Origin of the sequence: Escherichia sp. WS1450 (genome assembly GCF_046487395.1) — a bacterium.
Lineage (GTDB): Bacteria > Pseudomonadota > Gammaproteobacteria > Enterobacterales > Enterobacteriaceae > Escherichia > Escherichia coli.
Genome location: NZ_JBJQJO010000008.1, coordinates 127,006 through 147,432 on the forward strand (window position 1 = coordinate 127,006; position 20,427 = coordinate 147,432).

General features: G+C 50.2%; 21 protein-coding genes. 17 read left to right on the top strand and 4 right to left on the bottom strand.

Going from position 1 to position 20,427, the window contains the following annotated elements; translation table 11 throughout:
* Positions 1-188 precede the first annotated feature (188 nt).
* The 15 genes from leuS (at position 189) to lipA (ending at position 15,723) form a co-directional block, all read left to right on the top strand.
* On the top strand, positions 189-2,771 hold the full coding sequence (gene leuS / locus ACJHYR_RS12155; RefSeq protein WP_001157896.1) for a leucine--tRNA ligase: 2,583 nt from the start codon (positions 189-191) through the stop codon (positions 2,769-2,771).
* A gap of 14 nt (positions 2,772-2,785) precedes the next feature.
* Positions 2,786-3,367 carry an LPS assembly lipoprotein LptE gene (gene lptE / locus ACJHYR_RS12160; RefSeq protein WP_001269673.1) on the top strand — a complete coding sequence of 194 codons (582 nt, stop codon included), beginning with the start codon at positions 2,786-2,788 and terminating at the stop codon, positions 3,365-3,367.
* Positions 3,367-4,398: a DNA polymerase III subunit delta gene (gene holA / locus ACJHYR_RS12165; RefSeq protein ID WP_000620503.1), complete on the top strand. Its 1,032-nt coding sequence runs from the start codon at positions 3,367-3,369 to the stop codon at positions 4,396-4,398. The genes lptE and holA overlap by 1 nt, the downstream gene beginning before the upstream one ends.
* Before the next feature lies 1 nt (position 4,399).
* Entirely contained in the window at positions 4,400-5,041 is a 642-nt protein-coding gene (gene nadD / locus ACJHYR_RS12170) for a nicotinate-nucleotide adenylyltransferase (RefSeq protein WP_000838889.1), read from the top strand.
* A gap of 23 nt (positions 5,042-5,064) precedes the next feature.
* The gene (locus ACJHYR_RS12175) at positions 5,065-5,676 is read left to right on the top strand and encodes an adenosylcobalamin/alpha-ribazole phosphatase (protein WP_001241878.1); all 612 of its coding nucleotides are present in this window, start codon (positions 5,065-5,067) and stop codon (positions 5,674-5,676) included.
* 259 nt (positions 5,677-5,935) lie between these two features.
* A complete protein-coding gene (rsfS, locus tag ACJHYR_RS12180) occupies positions 5,936-6,253 on the top strand; it encodes a ribosome silencing factor (RefSeq protein ID WP_001161664.1) in 318 nt (105 codons plus the stop codon).
* Positions 6,254-6,256: 3 nt separating this feature from the next.
* The gene (gene rlmH / locus ACJHYR_RS12185; RefSeq protein ID WP_000776104.1) at positions 6,257-6,724 is read left to right on the top strand and encodes a 23S rRNA (pseudouridine(1915)-N(3))-methyltransferase RlmH; all 468 of its coding nucleotides are present in this window, start codon (positions 6,257-6,259) and stop codon (positions 6,722-6,724) included.
* A 30-nt stretch (positions 6,725-6,754) separates the two neighbouring features.
* The gene (gene mrdA / locus ACJHYR_RS12190) at positions 6,755-8,656 is read left to right on the top strand and encodes a peptidoglycan DD-transpeptidase MrdA (RefSeq protein WP_000776191.1); all 1,902 of its coding nucleotides are present in this window, start codon (positions 6,755-6,757) and stop codon (positions 8,654-8,656) included.
* 2 nt (positions 8,657-8,658) lie between these two features.
* On the top strand, positions 8,659-9,771 hold the full coding sequence (mrdB, locus tag ACJHYR_RS12195; RefSeq protein WP_000131719.1) for a peptidoglycan glycosyltransferase MrdB: 1,113 nt from the start codon (positions 8,659-8,661) through the stop codon (positions 9,769-9,771).
* Between the two features lie 10 nt (positions 9,772-9,781).
* The gene (gene rlpA / locus ACJHYR_RS12200) at positions 9,782-10,870 is read left to right on the top strand and encodes an endolytic peptidoglycan transglycosylase RlpA (protein ID WP_001231428.1); all 1,089 of its coding nucleotides are present in this window, start codon (positions 9,782-9,784) and stop codon (positions 10,868-10,870) included.
* A gap of 139 nt (positions 10,871-11,009) precedes the next feature.
* Positions 11,010-12,221: a D-alanyl-D-alanine carboxypeptidase DacA gene (dacA, locus tag ACJHYR_RS12205; protein WP_001092082.1), complete on the top strand. Its 1,212-nt coding sequence runs from the start codon at positions 11,010-11,012 to the stop codon at positions 12,219-12,221.
* 109 nt (positions 12,222-12,330) lie between these two features.
* Positions 12,331-12,594, top strand: coding sequence for a DUF493 family protein YbeD (gene ybeD, locus ACJHYR_RS12210; RefSeq protein ID WP_000850550.1), 264 nt, complete (start codon positions 12,331-12,333; stop codon positions 12,592-12,594).
* Positions 12,595-12,694: 100 nt separating this feature from the next.
* The gene (lipB, locus tag ACJHYR_RS12215) at positions 12,695-13,336 is read left to right on the top strand and encodes a lipoyl(octanoyl) transferase LipB (protein ID WP_000284040.1); all 642 of its coding nucleotides are present in this window, start codon (positions 12,695-12,697) and stop codon (positions 13,334-13,336) included.
* Between the two features lie 259 nt (positions 13,337-13,595).
* Entirely contained in the window at positions 13,596-14,549 is a 954-nt protein-coding gene (locus ACJHYR_RS12220; RefSeq protein WP_000378053.1) for a YbeF family transcriptional regulator, read from the top strand.
* A gap of 208 nt (positions 14,550-14,757) precedes the next feature.
* Positions 14,758-15,723: a lipoyl synthase gene (gene lipA / locus ACJHYR_RS12225; protein ID WP_000042632.1), complete on the top strand. Its 966-nt coding sequence runs from the start codon at positions 14,758-14,760 to the stop codon at positions 15,721-15,723.
* Between the two features lie 100 nt (positions 15,724-15,823).
* On the opposite strand, the gene tatE is transcribed toward lipA, so the two are convergent.
* Positions 15,824-16,027 carry a twin-arginine translocase subunit TatE gene (gene tatE / locus ACJHYR_RS12230; RefSeq protein ID WP_000503931.1) on the bottom strand — a complete coding sequence of 68 codons (204 nt, stop codon included), beginning with the start codon at positions 16,025-16,027 and terminating at the stop codon, positions 15,824-15,826.
* Between the two features lie 127 nt (positions 16,028-16,154).
* Positions 16,155-16,943 carry a deaminated glutathione amidase gene (locus ACJHYR_RS12235; protein WP_001314558.1) on the bottom strand — a complete coding sequence of 263 codons (789 nt, stop codon included), beginning with the start codon at positions 16,941-16,943 and terminating at the stop codon, positions 16,155-16,157.
* Between the two features lie 95 nt (positions 16,944-17,038).
* On the opposite strand from ACJHYR_RS12235, the gene crcB reads away from it, so the two are divergent.
* Positions 17,039-17,422: a fluoride efflux transporter CrcB gene (crcB, locus tag ACJHYR_RS12240; RefSeq protein WP_000939738.1), complete on the top strand. Its 384-nt coding sequence runs from the start codon at positions 17,039-17,041 to the stop codon at positions 17,420-17,422.
* Positions 17,423-17,475: 53 nt separating this feature from the next.
* Here crcB and cspE read toward each other — a convergent pair whose 3' ends face one another.
* Together cspE and pagP are read right to left on the bottom strand one after the other, a co-directional pair.
* The gene (cspE, locus tag ACJHYR_RS12245) at positions 17,476-17,685 is read right to left on the bottom strand and encodes a transcription antiterminator/RNA stability regulator CspE (protein ID WP_000034825.1); all 210 of its coding nucleotides are present in this window, start codon (positions 17,683-17,685) and stop codon (positions 17,476-17,478) included.
* Between the two features lie 174 nt (positions 17,686-17,859).
* Positions 17,860-18,420 (bottom strand): lipid IV(A) palmitoyltransferase PagP, encoded by a 561-nt coding sequence (pagP, locus tag ACJHYR_RS12250; protein WP_001314557.1) that lies wholly within the window; start codon positions 18,418-18,420, stop codon positions 17,860-17,862.
* Positions 18,421-19,008: 588 nt separating this feature from the next.
* On the opposite strand from pagP, the gene dcuC reads away from it, so the two are divergent.
* A complete protein-coding gene (gene dcuC, locus ACJHYR_RS12255; protein WP_000955057.1) occupies positions 19,009-20,394 on the top strand; it encodes an anaerobic C4-dicarboxylate transporter DcuC in 1,386 nt (461 codons plus the stop codon).
* Positions 20,395-20,427: the final 33 nt, after the last annotated feature.

Sequence of the window (20,427 nt, forward strand, 5' to 3'; positions counted from 1 at the left end):
TTGTTCCTTGCTTTGCTAATACGCCCACAAACTCTGTAAATTAATGTATGAATAATCCGGGCATCATTTCAACGTCGAATGCGCGAAAGGCTGTTTTGACGCGGACGTTTGGGCTATGCTATGCGGATCTGAAAAACCACCTCAACGCTACATTTGTAGCCGTATTGAAAACAGGACCACTGGCTGCCATGCAAGAGCAATACCGCCCGGAAGAGATAGAATCCAAAGTACAGCTTCATTGGGATGAGAAGCGCACATTTGAAGTAACCGAAGACGAGAGCAAAGAGAAGTATTACTGCCTGTCTATGCTTCCCTATCCTTCTGGTCGACTACACATGGGCCACGTACGTAACTACACCATTGGTGACGTGATCGCCCGCTACCAGCGTATGCTGGGCAAAAACGTCCTGCAGCCGATCGGCTGGGACGCGTTTGGTCTGCCTGCGGAAGGCGCGGCGGTGAAAAACAACACCGCACCGGCACCGTGGACGTACGACAACATCGCGTACATGAAAAACCAGCTCAAAATGCTGGGCTTTGGTTATGACTGGAGCCGCGAGCTGGCAACCTGTACACCGGAATACTACCGTTGGGAACAGAAATTCTTCACCGAGCTGTATAAAAAAGGCCTGGTATATAAGAAGACTTCTGCAGTCAACTGGTGCCCGAACGACCAGACCGTACTGGCGAACGAACAAGTTATCGACGGCTGCTGCTGGCGCTGCGATACCAAAGTTGAGCGTAAAGAGATCCCGCAATGGTTTATCAAAATCACCGCTTACGCTGACGAGCTGCTCAACGATCTGGATAAACTGGATCACTGGCCAGACACCGTTAAAACCATGCAGCGTAACTGGATCGGTCGTTCCGAAGGCGTGGAAATCACCTTCAACGTTAACGACTATGACAACACGCTGACCGTTTACACTACCCGCCCGGACACCTTTATGGGTTGTACCTACCTGGCGGTAGCGGCGGGTCATCCGCTGGCGCAGAAAGCGGCGGAAAATAATCCTGAACTGGCGGCCTTTATTGACGAATGCCGTAACACCAAAGTTGCCGAAGCTGAAATGGCAACGATGGAGAAAAAAGGCGTCGATACTGGCTTTAAAGCGGTTCACCCATTAACGGGCGAAGAAATTCCCGTTTGGGCAGCAAACTTCGTATTGATGGAGTACGGCACGGGCGCAGTTATGGCGGTTCCGGGTCACGACCAGCGCGACTACGAGTTTGCCTCTAAATACGGCCTGAACATCAAACCGGTTATCCTGGCAGCTGACGGCTCTGAGCCAGATCTTTCTCAGCAAGCCCTGACTGAAAAAGGCGTTCTGTTCAACTCTGGCGAGTTCAACGGTCTTGACCATGAAGCGGCCTTCAACGCTATCGCCGATAAACTGACTGCGATGGGCGTTGGCGAGCGTAAAGTGAACTACCGCCTGCGCGACTGGGGTGTTTCCCGTCAACGTTACTGGGGCGCGCCGATTCCGATGGTGACGCTGGAAGACGGTACCGTAATGCCGACCCCGGACGACCAGCTGCCGGTGATCCTGCCGGAAGATGTGGTGATGGACGGCATTACCAGCCCGATTAAAGCAGATCCGGAGTGGGCAAAAACTACCGTTAACGGTATGCCAGCACTGCGTGAAACCGACACTTTCGACACCTTTATGGAGTCCTCCTGGTACTATGCGCGCTACACTTGCCCGGAGTACAAAGAAGGTATGCTGGATTCCAAAGCGGCTAACTACTGGCTGCCGGTGGATATCTACATTGGTGGTATCGAACACGCCATTATGCACCTGCTCTACTTCCGCTTCTTCCACAAACTGATGCGTGATGCAGGTATGGTGAACTCTGACGAACCAGCGAAACAGTTGCTGTGTCAGGGTATGGTGCTGGCAGATGCCTTCTACTATGTTGGCGAAAACGGCGAACGTAACTGGGTTTCCCCGGTTGATGCTATCGTTGAACGTGACGAGAAAGGCCGTATCGTGAAAGCGAAAGATGCGGCTGGCCATGAACTGGTTTATACCGGCATGAGCAAAATGTCCAAGTCGAAGAACAACGGTATCGACCCGCAGGTGATGGTTGAACGTTACGGCGCGGACACCGTTCGTCTGTTTATGATGTTTGCTTCTCCGGCTGATATGACTCTCGAATGGCAGGAATCCGGCGTGGAAGGGGCTAACCGCTTCCTGAAACGTGTCTGGAAACTGGTTTACGAGCACACAGCGAAAGGTGATGTTGCGGCACTGAACGTTGATGCGCTGACTGAAGATCAGAAAGCGTTGCGTCGCGATGTGCATAAAACTATCGCTAAAGTGACCGATGATATCGGCCGTCGTCAGACCTTCAACACCGCAATTGCGGCGATTATGGAGCTGATGAACAAACTGGCGAAAGCACCGACCGATGGCGAGCAGGATCGCGCTCTGATGCAGGAAGCGCTGCTGGCGGTAGTCCGTATGCTTAACCCGTTCACCCCGCACATCTGCTTCACGCTGTGGCAGGAACTGAAAGGCGAAGGCGATATCGACAACGCACCGTGGCCGGTTGCTGACGAAAAAGCGATGGTGGAAGACTCCACGCTGGTCGTGGTGCAGGTTAACGGTAAAGTCCGTGCAAAAATCACCGTTCCGGTGGACGCAACGGAAGAACAGGTTCGCGAACGTGCTGGCCAGGAACATCTGGTAGCAAAATATCTTGATGGCGTTACCGTGCGTAAAGTGATTTACGTACCCGGTAAACTCCTCAATCTGGTCGTTGGCTAAGCGCGGGAGGAAGCGTGCGATATCTGGCAACATTGTTGTTATCTCTGGCGGTGTTAATCACCGCCGGGTGTGGCTGGCATCTGCGTGATACCACGCAGGTTCCTTCCACTATGAAGGTCATGATCCTGGACTCAGGCGATCCGAACGGGCCATTAAGCCGTGCGGTGCGTAACCAGTTACGTCTGAATGGTGTCGAGTTGCTTGATAAAGAAACCACGCGTAAGGACGTTCCATCCCTGCGTTTGGGTAAAGTGAGCATCGCGAAAGATACCGCATCGGTATTCCGTAACGGTCAAACAGCAGAGTATCAGATGATCATGACGGTCAATGCGACCGTGTTGATCCCCGGCCGTGACATCTACCCGATTAGCGCCAAAGTCTTCCGTTCGTTCTTCGATAACCCGCAAATGGCGTTAGCGAAAGATAACGAACAAGACATGATCGTAAAAGAGATGTACGACCGTGCTGCCGAACAGCTGATTCGTAAGCTGCCAAGCATCCGTGCTGCGGATATTCGTTCCGACGAAGAACAGACGTCGACCACAACGGATACTCCGGCAACGCCTGCACGCGTCTCTACCACGCTGGGTAACTGATGATTCGGTTGTACCCGGAACAACTCCGCGCGCAGCTCAATGAAGGGCTGCGCGCGGCGTATCTTTTACTTGGTAACGATCCTCTGTTATTGCAGGAAAGCCAGGACGCTATTCGTCAGGTCGCTGCGGCGCAAGGGTTCGAAGAACACCACACTTTTTCCATTGATCCCAACACTGACTGGAATGCGATCTTTTCGTTATGCCAGGCCATGAGTCTGTTTGCCAGTCGACAAACGCTATTGCTGTTGTTACCAGAAAACGGACCGAATGCGGCGATCAATGAACAACTTCTCACACTCACCGGACTTCTGCATGACGACCTGCTGTTGATCGTCCGCGGTAATAAATTAAGCAAAGCGCAAGAAAATGCCGCCTGGTTTACTGCTCTTGCGAATCGCAGCGTGCAGGTGACCTGTCAGACACCGGAGCAGGCTCAGCTTCCCCGCTGGGTTGCTGCGCGTGCAAAACAGCTCAACTTAGAACTGGATGACGCTGCAAACCAAGTGCTCTGCTACTGTTATGAAGGTAACCTGCTGGCGCTGGCCCAGGCACTGGAGCGTTTATCGCTGCTCTGGCCAGACGGCAAACTGACATTACCGCGCGTTGAACAGGCGGTGAATGATGCCGCGCATTTCACCCCTTTTCATTGGGTTGATGCTTTGTTGATGGGAAAAAGTAAGCGCGCGTTGCATATTCTTCAGCAACTTCGTCTGGAAGGCAGCGAACCGGTTATTTTGTTGCGCACATTACAACGTGAACTGTTGTTACTGGTTAACCTGAAACGCCAGTCTGCCCATACGCCACTGCGTGCATTGTTTGATAAGCATCGGGTATGGCAGAACCGCCGGGGCATGATGGGCGAGGCGTTAAATCGCTTAAGCCAGCCGCAGTTACGTCAGGCCGTGCAACTCCTGACACGAACGGAACTCACCCTCAAACAAGATTACGGTCAGTCAGTGTGGGCAGAGCTGGAAGGGTTATCTCTTCTGTTGTGCCATAAACCCCTGGCGGACGTATTTATCGACGGTTGATATGAAATCTTTACAGGCTCTGTTTGGCGGCACCTTTGATCCGGTGCACTATGGACATCTTAAACCCGTGGAAACGCTGGCGAATTTGATTGGTCTGACGCGGGTCACAATCATCCCTAATAATGTTCCTCCGCATCGTCCCCAGCCGGAAGCGAACAGCGTGCAGCGTAAACACATGCTTGAACTGGCGATTGCCGACAAGCCATTATTTACTCTTGATGAACGCGAGCTAAAGCGCAATGCCCCCTCTTACACTGCGCAAACACTGAAAGAGTGGCGGCAGGAACAAGGGCCAGACGTGCCGCTGGCGTTTATTATTGGTCAGGATTCATTGCTGACCTTTCCGACCTGGTACGAATACGAAACGATACTCGACAATGCACATTTGATCGTCTGTCGGCGTCCAGGTTACCCACTTGAAATGGCGCAACCGCAATACCAGCAATGGCTGGAAGATCATTTGACACATAACCCGGAAGATCTTCACCTTCAGCCTGCCGGTAAAATTTATCTGGCTGAAACGCCGTGGTTTAACATCTCGGCGACCATCATCCGCGAACGTTTGCAAAACGGTGAATCGTGTGAGGATTTATTGCCGGAACCGGTACTGACTTACATTAACCAACAAGGCTTGTATCGCTGATACCTGTCGTTACGGAGGGCATGATGCGACTGTGGTTAATTCGTCATGGCGAAACGCAAGCGAATATCGATGGTCTGTACAGCGGTCATGCTCCCACCCCCCTGACTGCGCGCGGTATTGAGCAAGCGCAAAATCTGCATACGCTGCTACATGGTGTTTCCTTTGACCTGGTTTTATGCAGTGAACTGGAACGGGCACAGCATACCGCGCGACGGGTTCTCAGTGATCGCCAGCTCCCCGTGCAAATCATCCCTGAACTCAACGAAATGTTTTTTGGCGACTGGGAGATGCGACATCATCGCGACCTCATGCAAGAAGATGCCGAAAACTATAGCGCGTGGTGCAATGACTGGCAGCATGCTATCCCCACGAACGGTGAAGGATTTCAGGCATTTTCACAACGTGTGGAACGGTTTATCGCAAGGCTTAGTGAATTTCAGCACTATCAGAATATTTTAGTCGTCAGCCATCAGGGTGTACTGAGTCTGTTAATCGCCCGTTTAATTGGTATGCCTGCCGAAGCTATGTGGCATTTTCGCGTTGACCAGGGGTGTTGGAGCGCCATTGATATCAACCAAAAATTCGCGACGCTACGCGTCCTCAATAGCCGTGCCATCGGGGTCGAGAATGCATGACTTTTCTGTTTTTTTACGGGTAAGCCGCAACGACCATTGACAGCCCCGGGCAGGCTGATATTCTCCGCAGCCAGACTTTTTTCGCCAGACACGACTTTGTAGAAATTGTTTTACAAAAATGGCGATGCAATCTGCGGCGCGGGGTGGGATGATAGCCCACTTTCGAAAGCCGATTCGGCGACAATTGTCCCGAAATCGCCTCTGGTTCAGGTATACTGACAGACCATTTTTATCTATTTGATTCACCCAGGGGGAAAACTTGCAGGGTAAAGCACTCCAGGATTTTGTTATCGACAAAATTGATGACCTCAAAGGTCAGGACATCATCGCCTTAGACGTTCAGGGCAAATCCAGCATCACCGACTGCATGATCATCTGTACGGGTACGTCCAGCCGTCATGTTATGTCCATTGCTGACCACGTTGTGCAGGAGTCTCGCGCAGCGGGCCTGTTACCGCTCGGCGTAGAAGGTGAAAACAGCGCCGACTGGATTGTCGTGGATTTGGGCGATGTGATTGTCCATGTCATGCAGGAAGAGAGCCGTCGCCTGTATGAACTGGAAAAACTCTGGAGTTAATGCGTGAAGCTGCAACTTGTCGCCGTGGGAACGAAAATGCCGGACTGGGTACAAACCGGTTTTACCGAGTACCTGCGTCGTTTTCCGAAAGATATGCCCTTCGAGCTGATTGAAATTCCGGCCGGAAAACGCGGCAAGAATGCGGACATCAAGCGCATACTCGACAAAGAGGGTGAGCAGATGTTGGCGGCCGCAGGCAAAAACCGCATTGTCACCCTCGATATTCCAGGCAAGCCCTGGGATACGCCGCAGTTAGCCGCTGAGCTGGAACGCTGGAAGCTGGATGGTCGCGACGTCAGTCTACTGATTGGCGGGCCTGAAGGGTTGTCGCCTGCCTGTAAAGCGGCGGCGGAGCAGAGCTGGTCGCTGTCGGCGCTTACCCTCCCCCATCCGTTGGTTCGCGTGCTGGTCGCAGAGAGTCTGTACCGGGCGTGGAGCATCACCACCAACCATCCTTATCACCGTGAGTGATAAGGGAGCTTTGAGTAGAAAACGCAGCGGATGAAACTACAGAACTCTTTTCGCGACTATACGGCAGAGTCCGCGCTGTTTGTGCGCCGGGCGCTGGTCGCCTTTTTGGGGATTTTGCTGCTGACCGGCGTGCTTATCGCCAACCTGTATAATCTGCAAATTGTTCGCTTTACCGATTACCAGACCCGCTCTAATGAAAACCGCATTAAACTGGTGCCTATCGCGCCCAGCCGCGGCATTATCTACGACCGTAACGGTATCCCTCTGGCACTTAACCGCACTATCTACCAGATAGAGATGATGCCGGAGAAAGTCGATAACGTGCAGCAAACGCTGGACGCTTTGCGCAGCGTGGTTGATCTGACCGATGACGATATTGCTGCATTCCGAAAAGAGCGCGCACGTTCACACCGTTTCACCTCCATTCCGGTGAAAACTAACCTGACCGAAGTACAAGTGGCGCGCTTTGCCGTCAATCAGTACCGTTTTCCGGGTGTTGAAGTTAAAGGCTATAAACGTCGTTACTATCCTTACGGTTCGGCGTTGACCCACGTCATCGGCTATGTGTCGAAAATCAACGATAAAGACGTCGAACGCCTGAATAATGACGGCAAACTGGCCAACTATGCGGCAACGCATGATATAGGTAAGCTGGGCATTGAGCGTTACTATGAAGACGTGCTGCACGGTCAGACTGGTTATGAAGAGGTTGAAGTTAACAACCGTGGGCGTGTTATCCGCCAGTTAAAAGAAGTACCACCGCAAGCCGGACACGATATTTACCTGACGCTGGATCTCAAACTCCAGCAATATATTGAAACGCTGCTGGCGGGTAGCCGCGCAGCTGTGGTAGTCACCGATCCGCGTACAGGTGGGGTGCTGGCGCTGGTTTCCACGCCTAGTTATGACCCAAACCTATTTGTTGACGGTATCTCCAGCAAAGATTATTCCGCCTTGCTGAACGACCCGAATACACCGCTGGTGAACCGCGCCACACAGGGGGTTTATCCTCCCGCGTCTACAGTTAAACCCTATGTGGCGGTTTCGGCATTGAGCGCCGGAGTGATCACGCGCAATACGACGCTGTTTGACCCAGGCTGGTGGCAACTGCCAGGTTCGGAAAAACGTTATCGTGACTGGAAAAAATGGGGCCACGGGCGTCTGAATGTCACAAGATCGCTGGAAGAATCTGCGGATACCTTCTTCTATCAGGTGGCCTACGATATGGGAATCGATCGCCTCTCCGAATGGATGGGTAAATTCGGTTATGGTCATTACACCGGTATCGACCTGGCGGAAGAACGTTCCGGCAACATGCCTACCCGCGAATGGAAACAGAAACGCTTTAAAAAACCGTGGTATCAGGGTGACACCATTCCGGTTGGTATCGGTCAGGGTTACTGGACAGCGACCCCAATCCAGATGAGTAAGGCACTGATGATCCTGATTAATGACGGTATCGTGAAGGTTCCGCATTTGCTGATGAGCACCGCCGAAGACGGCAAACAGGTGCCATGGGTACAACCGCATGAACCGCCCGTCGGCGATATTCATTCCGGTTACTGGGAGCTGGCAAAAGACGGTATGTACGGTGTTGCTAACCGCCCTAACGGTACGGCGCATAAATACTTTGCCAGCGCACCGTACAAAATTGCGGCGAAATCTGGTACAGCTCAGGTCTTCGGTCTGAAAGCGAACGAAACCTATAATGCGCACAAAATTGCCGAGCGTTTACGTGACCACAAACTGATGACTGCCTTTGCGCCATACAACAATCCGCAAGTGGCTGTCGCCATGATTCTGGAGAACGGTGGCGCGGGTCCAGCGGTTGGTACGCTGATGCGCCAGATCCTCGACCACATTATGCTGGGTGATAACAACACCGATCTGCCTGCGGAAAATCCAGCGGTTGCCGCAGCGGAGGACCATTAATCATGACGGATAATCCGAATAAAAAAACATTCTGGGATAAAGTCCATCTCGATCCCACAATGCTGCTGATCTTACTGGCATTGCTGGTTTACAGCGCCCTGGTTATCTGGAGCGCCAGCGGTCAGGATATTGGCATGATGGAGCGTAAAATCGGCCAAATCGCGATGGGTCTGGTCATCATGGTGGTGATGGCGCAAATTCCTCCACGCGTTTATGAAGGCTGGGCCCCCTATCTCTATATCATCTGTATTATTTTGCTGGTGGCAGTAGATGCTTTTGGTGCCATCTCTAAAGGCGCTCAACGCTGGCTGGACCTCGGTATCGTTCGTTTTCAGCCGTCGGAAATTGCCAAAATAGCCGTACCACTGATGGTAGCGCGCTTTATCAACCGCGACGTTTGCCCGCCATCGTTGAAGAACACTGGCATCGCGCTGGTGCTGATATTTATGCCCACGCTGCTGGTGGCTGCACAGCCTGACCTGGGAACATCAATCCTCGTTGCGCTTTCCGGTCTGTTTGTACTGTTCCTCTCTGGCCTTAGCTGGCGTCTGATTGGCGTCGCAGTAGTGCTGGTAGCGGCGTTCATTCCGATTCTGTGGTTCTTCCTGATGCATGATTACCAGCGCCAGCGCGTAATGATGCTCCTGGACCCGGAATCAGACCCACTCGGCGCGGGCTATCACATTATTCAGTCTAAAATTGCTATTGGCTCCGGCGGATTACGCGGCAAAGGCTGGCTGCACGGCACTCAGTCACAACTTGAATTTCTCCCCGAACGCCATACCGACTTTATCTTCGCGGTACTGGCGGAAGAGCTGGGATTAGTAGGCATTTTGATTCTGCTCGCTCTCTACATTCTGCTGATCATGCGCGGGCTGTGGATAGCCGCCAGAGCGCAAACCACCTTTGGTCGCGTCATGGCTGGCGGCTTAATGCTGATATTATTCGTTTATGTCTTCGTAAATATTGGTATGGTAAGCGGTATTCTGCCGGTTGTAGGGGTTCCGCTCCCACTGGTCAGTTATGGAGGATCGGCGCTAATTGTGCTGATGGCTGGGTTCGGGATTGTAATGTCAATCCACACCCACAGGAAAATGTTGTCGAAAAGCGTGTAAGAGGTGCGCAATGCGTAAGCAGTGGCTCGGGATCTGCATCGCGGCAGGAATGCTCGCGGCATGTACAAGCGATGATGGTCAGCAACAGACGGTAAGTGTACCGCAGCCTGCGGTATGTAACGGCCCCATAGTTGAAATTAGCGGGGCGGACCCGCGTTTCGAACCACTGAACGCGACGGCAAATCAGGATTACCAGCGCGACGGTAAAAGCTACAAAATCGTGCAGGATCCGTCTCGATTTAGCCAGGCGGGACTGGCGGCAATCTATGATGCCGAACCCGGCAGTAACCTGACGGCCTCTGGCGAAGCTTTCGATCCGACACAGCTGACGGCGGCCCATCCAACGCTTCCGATCCCCAGCTACGCCAGAATCACTAACCTGGCTAACGGGCGAATGATCGTGGTGCGCATTAATGATCGCGGTCCTTACGGCAACGACCGCGTTATTTCGCTTTCTCGCGCAGCAGCTGACCGTCTTAACACGTCAAACAACACCAAAGTTCGTATCGATCCGATTATTGTCGCCCAGGATGGTTCGCTTTCTGGTCCTGGTATGGCTTGTACCACAGTCGCCAAACAGACTTACGCCCTGCCTGCACCTCCCGATTTAAGCGGCGGCGCAGGAACAAGTTCAGTGTCTGGCCCGCAGGGTGACATTCTTCCGGTCAGTAATTCGACGCTAAAAAGCGAAGATCCGACCGGCGCGCCGGTAACCAGCAGCGGTTTCCTCGGTGCACCAACGACGTTAGCGCCTGGTGTGCTGGAAGGCAGCGAACCAACACCTGCGCCACAGCCCGTTGTTACAGCCCCCTCGACAACGCCTGCAACCTCGCCTGCAATGGTGACACCGCAAGCCGCCTCACAAAGCGCCAGCGGCAACTTTATGGTGCAAGTCGGGGCCGTTAGCGATCAGGCTCGTGCGCAACAGTACCAACAGCAACTGGGACAGAAGTTCGGCGTCCCCGGTCGCGTAACTCAAAATGGCGCAGTCTGGCGGATCCAGCTTGGCCCATTCGCCAGCAAAGCCGAAGCCAGTACCTTGCAGCAACGTTTGCAAACCGAAGCCCAATTACAGTCATTTATTACCACCGCGCAGTAGCGTAAAGCAGGCATCTGATGTGTCAATTTCTGTAAATGACGTTAACAAAGTCACGCGGAAAGTCAGATGCCTGCCGGTAGTGCATTTGCTATAGTAGGGCACTTTTTTTAATTCCATCACGGATGTCGTAGTTCAGACCATGAATACCATTTTTTCCGCTCGTATCATGAAGCGCCTGGCGCTCACCACGGCTCTTTGCACAGCCTTTATCTCTGCTGCACATGCCGATGACCTGAATATCAAAACTATGATCCCGGGTGTACCGCAGATCGATGCGGAGTCCTACATCCTGATTGACTATAACTCCGGCAAAGTGCTCGCCGAACAGAACGCAGATGTCCGCCGCGATCCTGCCAGCCTGACCAAAATGATGACCAGTTACGTTATCGGCCAGGCAATGAAAGCCGGTAAATTTAAAGAAACTGATTTAGTCACTATCGGCAACGACGCATGGGCCACCGGTAACCCGGTGTTTAAAGGTTCTTCACTGATGTTCCTCAAACCGGGCATGCAGGTTCCGGTTTCTCAGCTGATCCGCGGTATTAACCTGCAATCGGGTAACGATGCTTGTGTCGCCATGGCCGATTTTGCCGCTGGTAGCCAGGACGCTTTTGTTGGCTTGATGAACAGCTACGTTAACGCCCTGGGCCTGAAAAATACCCACTTCCAGACGGTACATGGTCTGGATGCTGATGGTCAGTACAGCTCCGCGCGAGATATGGCGCTGATCGGCCAGGCGTTGATCCGTGACGTACCGAATGAATACTCGATCTATAAAGAAAAAGAATTTACGTTTAACGGTATTCGCCAGCTGAACCGTAACGGTCTGTTATGGGATAACAGCCTGAATGTCGACGGCATCAAAACCGGACACACTGACAAAGCAGGTTACAACCTTGTTGCTTCTGCGACTGAAGGCCAGATGCGCTTGATCTCTGCGGTGATGGGCGGACGTACTTTTAAAGGCCGTGAAGCCGAAAGTAAAAAACTGCTGACCTGGGGCTTCCGTTTCTTCGAAACCGTTAACCCACTGAAAGTAGGTAAAGAGTTCGCCTCTGAACCGGTTTGGTTTGGTGATTCTGATCGCGCTTCGTTAGGTGTTGATAAAGACGTGTATCTGACCATTCCGCGTGGCCGCATGAAAGATCTGAAAGCCAGCTATGTGCTGAACAGCAGTGAATTGCATGCGCCGCTGCAAAAGAATCAGGTCGTCGGTACTATCAACTTCCAGCTTGATGGCAAAACGATCGAACAACGCCCGCTGGTTGTGCTGCAAGAAATCCCGGAAGGCAACTTCTTCGGCAAAATCATTGATTACATTAAATTAATGTTCCATCACTGGTTTGGTTAAAAATCGAACACTTGAAAGTGTAATTTCCGTCCCCATATACTAAGCATCAGTAAAAAACTCCCGCCTTCTGGCGGGAGTTGCTATTTAATTACGTTACGCCGGAGCTGACATGAAAACCAAACTTAACGAACTGCTTGAATTCCCTACTCCTTTTACTTACAAAGTTATGGGGCAGGCGTTACCTGAGCTGGTTGATCAGGTGGTTGAAGTGGTACAGCGCCATGCGCCAGGTGACTACACCCCAACGGTAAAACCAAGCAGCAAAGGCAACTACCACTCGGTATCTATCACTATCAACGCTACTCATATCGAGCAGGTTGAAACACTGTATGAAGAACTGGGCAAAATCGATATTGTCCGCATGGTTCTGTAACTCGCTTCTCCGTTACCCGGCTCCTGGTCGGGTAACTCCCCTCTCCTCGCTGTGATATACTTTTCCCCCACTTTTACTCATTCTCCACGGAGATGCCGTTTTGTATCAGGATAAAATTCTTGTCCGCCAGCTCGGTCTTCAGCCTTACGAGCCAATCTCCCAGGCTATGCATGAATTCACCGATACCCGCGATGAAAGTACCCTTGATGAAATCTGGCTGGTCGAGCACTATCCGGTATTTACCCAAGGGCAGGCAGGAAAAGCGGAGCACATTTTAATGCCGGGTGATATTCCGGTGATTCAGAGCGATCGCGGTGGGCAGGTGACTTATCACGGGCCGGGGCAACAGGTGATGTATGTGTTGCTTAACCTGAAACGCCGTAAACTCGGTGTGCGTGAACTGGTGACCTTGCTTGAGCAAACAGTGGTGAATACCCTGGCTGAACTGGGTATAGAAGCGCATCCTCGGGCTGACGCGCCTGGTGTCTATGTCGGGGAAAAGAAAATTTGCTCACTGGGTTTACGTATTCGACGCGGTTGTTCATTCCACGGTCTGGCATTAAACGTCAATATGGATCTTTCACCATTTTTACGTATTAATCCTTGTGGGTATGCCGGAATGGAAATGGCTAAAATATCACAATGGAAACCCGAAGCGACGACTAATAATATTGCACCACGTTTACTGGAAAATATTTTAGCGCTACTAAACAATCCTGACTTCGAATATATTACCGCTTAATTGCATACATCAATGGCCCAATTTACACTGGGTCATTACTCATAATACCTGCTAATGCTTTACATCTCCTTCGCGTTTGTATATTTTCTTTATCACTTGCAGAAATGCGATGCTACGCCTTGCTCCGTAACTCACCCCATTGATTAACTTATTGAAATAGTTGATTATGATGAGCAAAAGCGTTCCGTTCCAATTAGACATAAGATTATTGTAATTTTTTTAAATATTATTTTTCCATGAATAAAATTGGAGTAAGTGCGTGGATAGTAATAATCAAATTGAATCCTGTTTAAGCAGAAAATCGTCAGAAGGTAAACCACAAATATTTACAACCTTACGAAATATTGATCTTAATCTTCTGACTATTTTTGAAGCTGTATATGTACATAAAGGGATCGTTAATGCAGCGAAAGTGCTTAATCTGACCCCCTCAGCAATCAGTCAGTCTATTCAGAAACTGCGCGTTATATTCCCTGACCCATTGTTTATTCGCAAAGGCCAGGGTGTCACTCCTACCGCATTTGCGATGCATCTACATGAGTATATCAGTCAGGGCCTTGAGTCCATTCTTGGCGCGCTGGATATCGAAGGAAGCTATGATAAGCAACGAACGATAACTATTGCGACCACCCCCTCGGTCGGAGCCCTGGTCCTTCCTGTCATCTATCGGGCGATTAAATCTCACTATCCGCAGCTTTTACTGCGCAACCCCCCCATCAGCGACGCGGAAAACCAACTCAGTCAGTTTCAAACCGATCTCATCATCGATAACATGTTTTGCACCAATCGTACGGTGCAACATCATGTTCTGTTCACCGACAATATGGTGTTAATTTGCCGCGAGGGAAATCCACTACTCTCTTTAGAAGATTACAGGGAGACTATCGACAACGCTGCGCATATACTCCTGTTACCGGAAGGGCAAAATTTCAGCGGTCTGCGGCAGAGAGTTCAAGAGATGTTTCCGGACCGGCAAATCAGTTTCACCAGCTACAACATTTTGACAATCGCTGCACTGGTTGCCAACAGTGACATGTTAGCGATTATTCCCAGCCGTTTTTATAACCTGTTTAGCCGTTGCTGGCCGCTGGAAAAACTGCCTTTTCCGTCCTTAAATGAGGAGCAAATAGATTTCTCTATCCACTACAACAAATTCAGCCTGCGTGATCCCATCCTGCACGGGGTAATAGATGTTATCCGTAATGCATTTTGAAAAAGTATTGTTACAGCCAGATCACAGCGAAGAACGAAAAAATGGCACAATCCAACAACAATTTTACATTTTCGCGACCGCTTTGGCTGCTTTCAGGTCCGTTTCAATGATATACTGCCAGTCGTTAATTCAAAAATAGTTGATAATTACAACAATCTATTGAATTGAAACGCTTTCCTTCGTAATTCGCAACTGGAACACGCACGCTATGAGTAAACCCATTGTGATGGAACGCGGTGTTAAATACCGCGATGCCGATAAGATGGCCCTTATCCCGGTTAAAAACGTGGCAACAGAGCGCGAAGCCCTGCTGCGCAAGCCGGAATGGATGAAAATCAAGCTTCCAGCGGACTCTACACGTATCCAGGGCATCAAAGCCGCAATGCGCAAAAATGGCCTGCATTCTGTCTGCGAGGAAGCCTCCTGCCCTAACCTGGCGGAATGCTTCAACCACGGCACAGCAACGTTTATGATCCTCGGCGCTATTTGTACCCGCCGTTGTCCGTTCTGTGACGTTGCCCACGGTCGCCCGGTAGCTCCGGATGCCAATGAACCAGTGAAACTGGCGCAGACCATTGCCGATATGGCGCTGCGTTATGTGGTTATCACCTCCGTTGACCGTGATGACCTGCGCGATGGCGGTGCCCAACACTTTGCGGATTGCATTACTGCCATTCGGGAAAAAAGCCCGCAAATCAAAATTGAAACTCTGGTGCCGGATTTCCGCGGTCGTATGGATCGTGCTCTGGATATTCTGACCGCCACACCACCAGATGTGTTCAACCATAACCTGGAAAACGTACCGCGTATTTACCGTCAGGTACGGCCTGGTGCAGATTACAACTGGTCGCTGAAGCTGCTGGAACGCTTTAAAGAAGCGCATCCGGAAATCCCGACCAAGTCTGGTCTGATGGTGGGTCTGGGTGAAACCAATGAAGAAATTATTGAGGTAATGCGCGACCTGCGCCGTCATGGTGTGACGATGTTAACGCTGGGGCAATATTTGCAGCCAAGCCGCCATCACCTGCCGGTTCAACGTTACGTTAGCCCGGATGAGTTCGACGAAATGAAAGCCGAAGCGCTGGCGATGGGCTTTACCCATGCTGCATGCGGTCCGTTTGTCCGCTCGTCTTACCACGCCGATTTGCAGGCGAAAGGGATGGAAGTTAAGTAATCCTGTAATAATTGCTTACATCTGTCTGATAAAAAACCCGCTTTTTGAAGCGGGTTTTTTGTATCGAACAAGATATTGAGGGAGCGTCCTGCTCGCCACGTCACTCTTTATGAGAGAGCTTTTCAGCCTGAAGATCAACGTCTGCGCCTTTTTTCGCCGCAGCATCGTCATCATTCATCGCCTTCTTGAACCCTTTAATGGCCGCTCCAAGGTCTCCGCCCAGCGTACGTAACTTCTTAGTCCCAAACAGCAGAACGACCAGCGCCGCAACTACCAGCAGTTTGGTAATACTAATCTCACCCATAGATACCTTCTTGACATATAACCGGCAACAGAACCGCCTTAAAAACCAGAGAATATTAACGGTCATTCGACGCGCGCACACAATAGCAATCTGTAACAAGGTGAATCAAGCGCCGAGTAAAAAAACATCATAATAATTGCGGCGGCGCAAAGCGACGGTTGTTTAAGACGGGCAGTTGCGCGCGCACCTGACGCACACGTTCGGGCGTCACTTCCGCCATAATGAGTGCAGGCATTTCTGACGCTGCCGCAATGGTGACGCCAAAGGGATCTATAATCCGGCTTTGCCCGATATTTTTGTTCCCGCACTCCCCCGCCGCCACCATATAACAGGTGGTATCCAGCGCACGAGCGGCAAGCAACGTTGACCAGTGATGCTCTTTGAGCGGCCCACGAACCCAGGCGGCAGGAAGTACCAGGATTTCAGCTCCCTGTAATGCCTGTGCCAGCGCCAGCTCTGGAAAGCGTAAGTCATAACAGGTCATCAGACCGACCTTCATCCCTTCCACCTCCAGTAACGGAGCTATTTCATTACCAGCATCAACATGGCGTGATTCCTGAATGGCAAATGCATCATAGAGATGCAGTTTGGCATAACGGGCGACGATGTTTCCTGCCTGAAGTGCCACCAGCATATTCCATGCGCGCCCCGGCGTTGAAGGAACATGAATCGTCAGAATTGTCGTCAACATGTTACGTTTACTTTCTCGCCGTAAACGTCCGAGGAATTCGCCTTCCAGCAGCTGTGCTGATTTAACCGATAGATCTGCATCATGATCATCGCGCGCCAGCAATGCTTCCGGCAGGACAAACAGCGATACGTCGTTTTCCGCCGCCTGCGCCATCAACGAGGCACAAATCTCAGCGTTCTTTTCCCACACAGATGTAACAGCAAACTGTCCTGCGGCAACCAGCATTGCCACCTCCTCCTGTCAGAGTCGTAAAATTCGCCAACGGCGATTATTCGGCGTTACACTTATCACTCATACAAATCAAATAGCAGGATTTTGCAGTGTTACAACTTCTTTTAGCAGTTTTTATTGGCGGTGGTACGGGAAGCGTGGCGAGATGGCTGTTAAGTATGCGATTTAACCCGCTGCATCAAGCGATTCCGTTGGGGACGCTGGCTGCAAACCTGATTGGGGCATTCATCATAGGAATGGGATTCGCCTGGTTTAGCAGGATGACGAACATTGATCCAGTGTGGAAAGTATTAATCACCACCGGATTTTGTGGCGGTCTAACAACCTTCTCAACATTTTCGGCAGAAGTGGTGTTTTTGTTACAAGAGGGCCGCTTTGGCTGGGCGTTACTGAACGTTTTCGTCAACCTTTTGGGGTCTTTTGCCATGACCGCACTGGCTTTCTGGCTGTTTTCCGCCTCAACCGCACACTAAAGACCAAAAAAAACCCGCTGATTAAGCGGGTTTTGAATTCTTGCTGACGTATCTTACAGAGCGATTACGTTTGCAGCAGAAGGGCCTTTGGCACCGTTAGTGATTTCGAACTCTACGCGCTGACCTTCAGCAAGAGTTTTAAAACCATTAGTCTGGATTGCAGAGAAGTGTACGAACACGTCTTTGCTGCCGTCTTCCGGAGTAATGAAACCGAATCCTTTGGACTCATTAAACCACTTAACGTTACCTTTAATCTTAGACATCAAAATTACCTTTACATGAAAAATAGACACAAATGCTGTGTCGGTTACCAGTACACCAATTGTGGTACGCTTTGTCCAGTGCAACTTTACTAAAAAGTGATAAAAGTCGCGTTATTTTTGATGTTAATTATTTTACTCATTGATTTTAAAGAGTTTACTAAAATTTCATTTGTCTCAAAACTGAAAGCGCATCCAGGCAAAGTACACATTGCCATTGTTATAGGTACCCGGAATGTAGGTCATCTGAAAAGTCACTGGACCATAACCCACAGAGGCCAATGGCAGTAGAACCGGGAGAGGGATGTAATTCCAGTTATCGCGTGCCGTTACGCCAGCGGTGAATCCCAGTCCTAAATGAAAATTTTCATCCGCCAGCGGTCGCCAGGTACTTTCCCATCCGTATCCGGCAATCGGTTCCCATTTGTTCCACGAGTCCTTAAATGCCATGGCATACAGGCCATGCCAGTTTCCTTTTTCATCCCAACGCGACTGACCAAAACCGCCACCCCACGGTCGCTCGTTATAGCGATCGGTTTTTTCTTTGTCGTAAGCGAAACGTGCATGCCAGGTGATGGCAGGAATATATAAATCATAATGTTCAGGCTGTTGCCAGGTTTGTGCAATATTTTCTCTAAACGTTGTCATCCACTCATCTGCGTTAGCAAAAACTTTACCAACGCTGATTAACTGAATAAAAACAAAAGAAAAGATAGCGACATATTTACTCACGTTCATTTGTGACCATAAAACATTTATCAAAAATCTACTACTAGCATAGCAAAGCTACAATTAACATAACCTTAATAGCCCCAACATAAAGAATAATCTGAATAGCTGCTCTATTTATTTCCGCTTGTTTAAGTTAAATATTTCCGCGCATCGATTAAAGATGATGCGTCGTTTTCTGCGATGGGAATAGTCAAAAAAGAAAAACCAAGTCTTTTTTGATGACAAAATGCAACCAAGAAAAAATTACTTTATTTTTAATAAGATACAAAAAATCCCTTAACGAAAAATATATTATATATCGTCAACCCATGATCATGGTAGATTATTTTTTGAGCGCACACCCGCGGCTAACACCATTGCAATTAACAAATTTGCATCAATCCACCATCAATTTGCACACATTATTATGTGATAATTGCCAACCGCTAAATATGCGTTTTGTTATCTATGTATAAAAACAGCAACTTCAATGTCTTAATGGCAGTTTTTCTTGATTTTAATCAGCATTCACCGCCAATTTATTGGGCATATTTTTTTCCTTAAGCTTTAGGAATTTTTTATTATTTACTTTGGGGCCTGGAGACAGGAAAAATTATGCTGACATTCATTGAACTCCTTATTGGGGTTGTGGTTATTGTGGGTGTAGCTCGCTACATCATTAAAGGGTATTCCGCCACTGGCGTGTTATTTGTCGGTGGCCTGTTATTGCTGATTATCAGTGCCATTATGGGGCACAAAGTGTTACCGTCCAGCCAGGCTTCAACAGGCTACAGCGCCACGGATATCGTTGAATACGTTAAAATATTGCTAATGAGCCGCGGCGGCGACCTCGGCATGATGATTATGATGCTGTGTGGCTTTGCCGCTTACATGACCCATATCGGCGCGAATGATATGGTGGTCAAGCTGGCGTCAAAACCATTGCAGTATATTAACTCCCCTTACCTGCTGATGATTGCCGCCTATTTTGTCGCCTGTCTGATGTCTCTGGCCGTCTCTTCCGCGACCGGTCTGGGTGTTTTGCTGATGGCAACCCTGTTTCCGGTGATGGTAAACGTTGGTATCAGCCGTGGTGCAGCTGCTGCTATTTGTGCCTCCCCGGCGGCGATTATTCTCGCACCGACTTCAGGGGATGTGGTGCTGGCGGCGCAGGCTTCCGAAATGTCGCTGATTGACTTCGCCTTCAAAACGACGCTGCCTATCTCAATTGCTGCAATTATCGGCATGGCGATCGCCCACTTCTTCTGGCAACGTTATCTGGATAAAAAAGAGCACATATCTCATGAAATGTTAGATGTCAGTGAAATCACCACCACTGCTCCTGCGTTTTATGCCATTTTGCCGTTCACGCCGATCATCGGAGTGCTGATTTTTGACGGCAAATGGGGTCCGCAATTACACATCATCACTATTCTGGTGATTTGTATGCTGATTGCCTCCATTCTGGAGTTCATCCGCAGCTTTAATACCCAGAAAGTTTTCTCTGGTCTGGAAGTGGCTTATCGCGGGATGGCAGATGCGTTTGCTAACGTGGTGATGCTGCTGGTTGCCGCTGGGGTATTCGCTCAGGGGCTTAGCACCATCGGCTTTATTCAAAGTCTGATTTCTATCGCCACCTCGTTTGGTTCGGCGAGTATCATCCTGATGCTGGTATTAGTGATCCTGACAATGCTGGCGGCAGTCACGACCGGTTCAGGCAATGCGCCGTTTTATGCGTTTGTTGAGATGATCCCGAAACTGGCGCACTCTTCCGGCATTAACCCGGCGTATTTGACTATCCCAATGCTGCAGGCGTCAAACCTCGGTCGTACCCTGTCACCCGTTTCTGGCGTAGTCGTTGCGGTTGCCGGGATGGCGAAAATCTCACCATTTGAAGTCGTAAAACGCACCTCGGTGCCGGTGCTTGTTGGGCTGGTGATTGTTATCGTTGCTACAGAGCTGATGGTGCCAGGAACGGCAGCCGCGGTCACAGGCAAGTAAATAGTCATGCCGGAGGCAAGTTTCCTCCGGCTT

Coding starts and splice junctions, on each gene's coding strand:
- leuS (WP_001157896.1), top strand. CDS start 189: ATGCAAGAGCAATACCGCCCGGAAGAGATAGAATCCAAAGTACAGCTT.
- dcuC (WP_000955057.1), top strand. CDS start 19,009: ATGCTGACATTCATTGAACTCCTTATTGGGGTTGTGGTTATTGTGGGT.
- cspE (WP_000034825.1), bottom strand. CDS start 17,685: ATGTCTAAGATTAAAGGTAACGTTAAGTGGTTTAATGAGTCCAAAGGA.
- mrdA (WP_000776191.1), top strand. CDS start 6,755: ATGAAACTACAGAACTCTTTTCGCGACTATACGGCAGAGTCCGCGCTG.
- holA (WP_000620503.1), top strand. CDS start 3,367: ATGATTCGGTTGTACCCGGAACAACTCCGCGCGCAGCTCAATGAAGGG.
- ACJHYR_RS12235 (WP_001314558.1), bottom strand. CDS start 16,943: ATGCTGGTTGCCGCAGGACAGTTTGCTGTTACATCTGTGTGGGAAAAG.
- nadD (WP_000838889.1), top strand. CDS start 4,400: ATGAAATCTTTACAGGCTCTGTTTGGCGGCACCTTTGATCCGGTGCAC.
- lipA (WP_000042632.1), top strand. CDS start 14,758: ATGAGTAAACCCATTGTGATGGAACGCGGTGTTAAATACCGCGATGCC.
- ybeD (WP_000850550.1), top strand. CDS start 12,331: ATGAAAACCAAACTTAACGAACTGCTTGAATTCCCTACTCCTTTTACT.
- mrdB (WP_000131719.1), top strand. CDS start 8,659: ATGACGGATAATCCGAATAAAAAAACATTCTGGGATAAAGTCCATCTC.
- rlpA (WP_001231428.1), top strand. CDS start 9,782: ATGCGTAAGCAGTGGCTCGGGATCTGCATCGCGGCAGGAATGCTCGCG.
- dacA (WP_001092082.1), top strand. CDS start 11,010: ATGAATACCATTTTTTCCGCTCGTATCATGAAGCGCCTGGCGCTCACC.
- pagP (WP_001314557.1), bottom strand. CDS start 18,420: ATGAACGTGAGTAAATATGTCGCTATCTTTTCTTTTGTTTTTATTCAG.
- tatE (WP_000503931.1), bottom strand. CDS start 16,027: ATGGGTGAGATTAGTATTACCAAACTGCTGGTAGTTGCGGCGCTGGTC.
- ACJHYR_RS12175 (WP_001241878.1), top strand. CDS start 5,065: ATGCGACTGTGGTTAATTCGTCATGGCGAAACGCAAGCGAATATCGAT.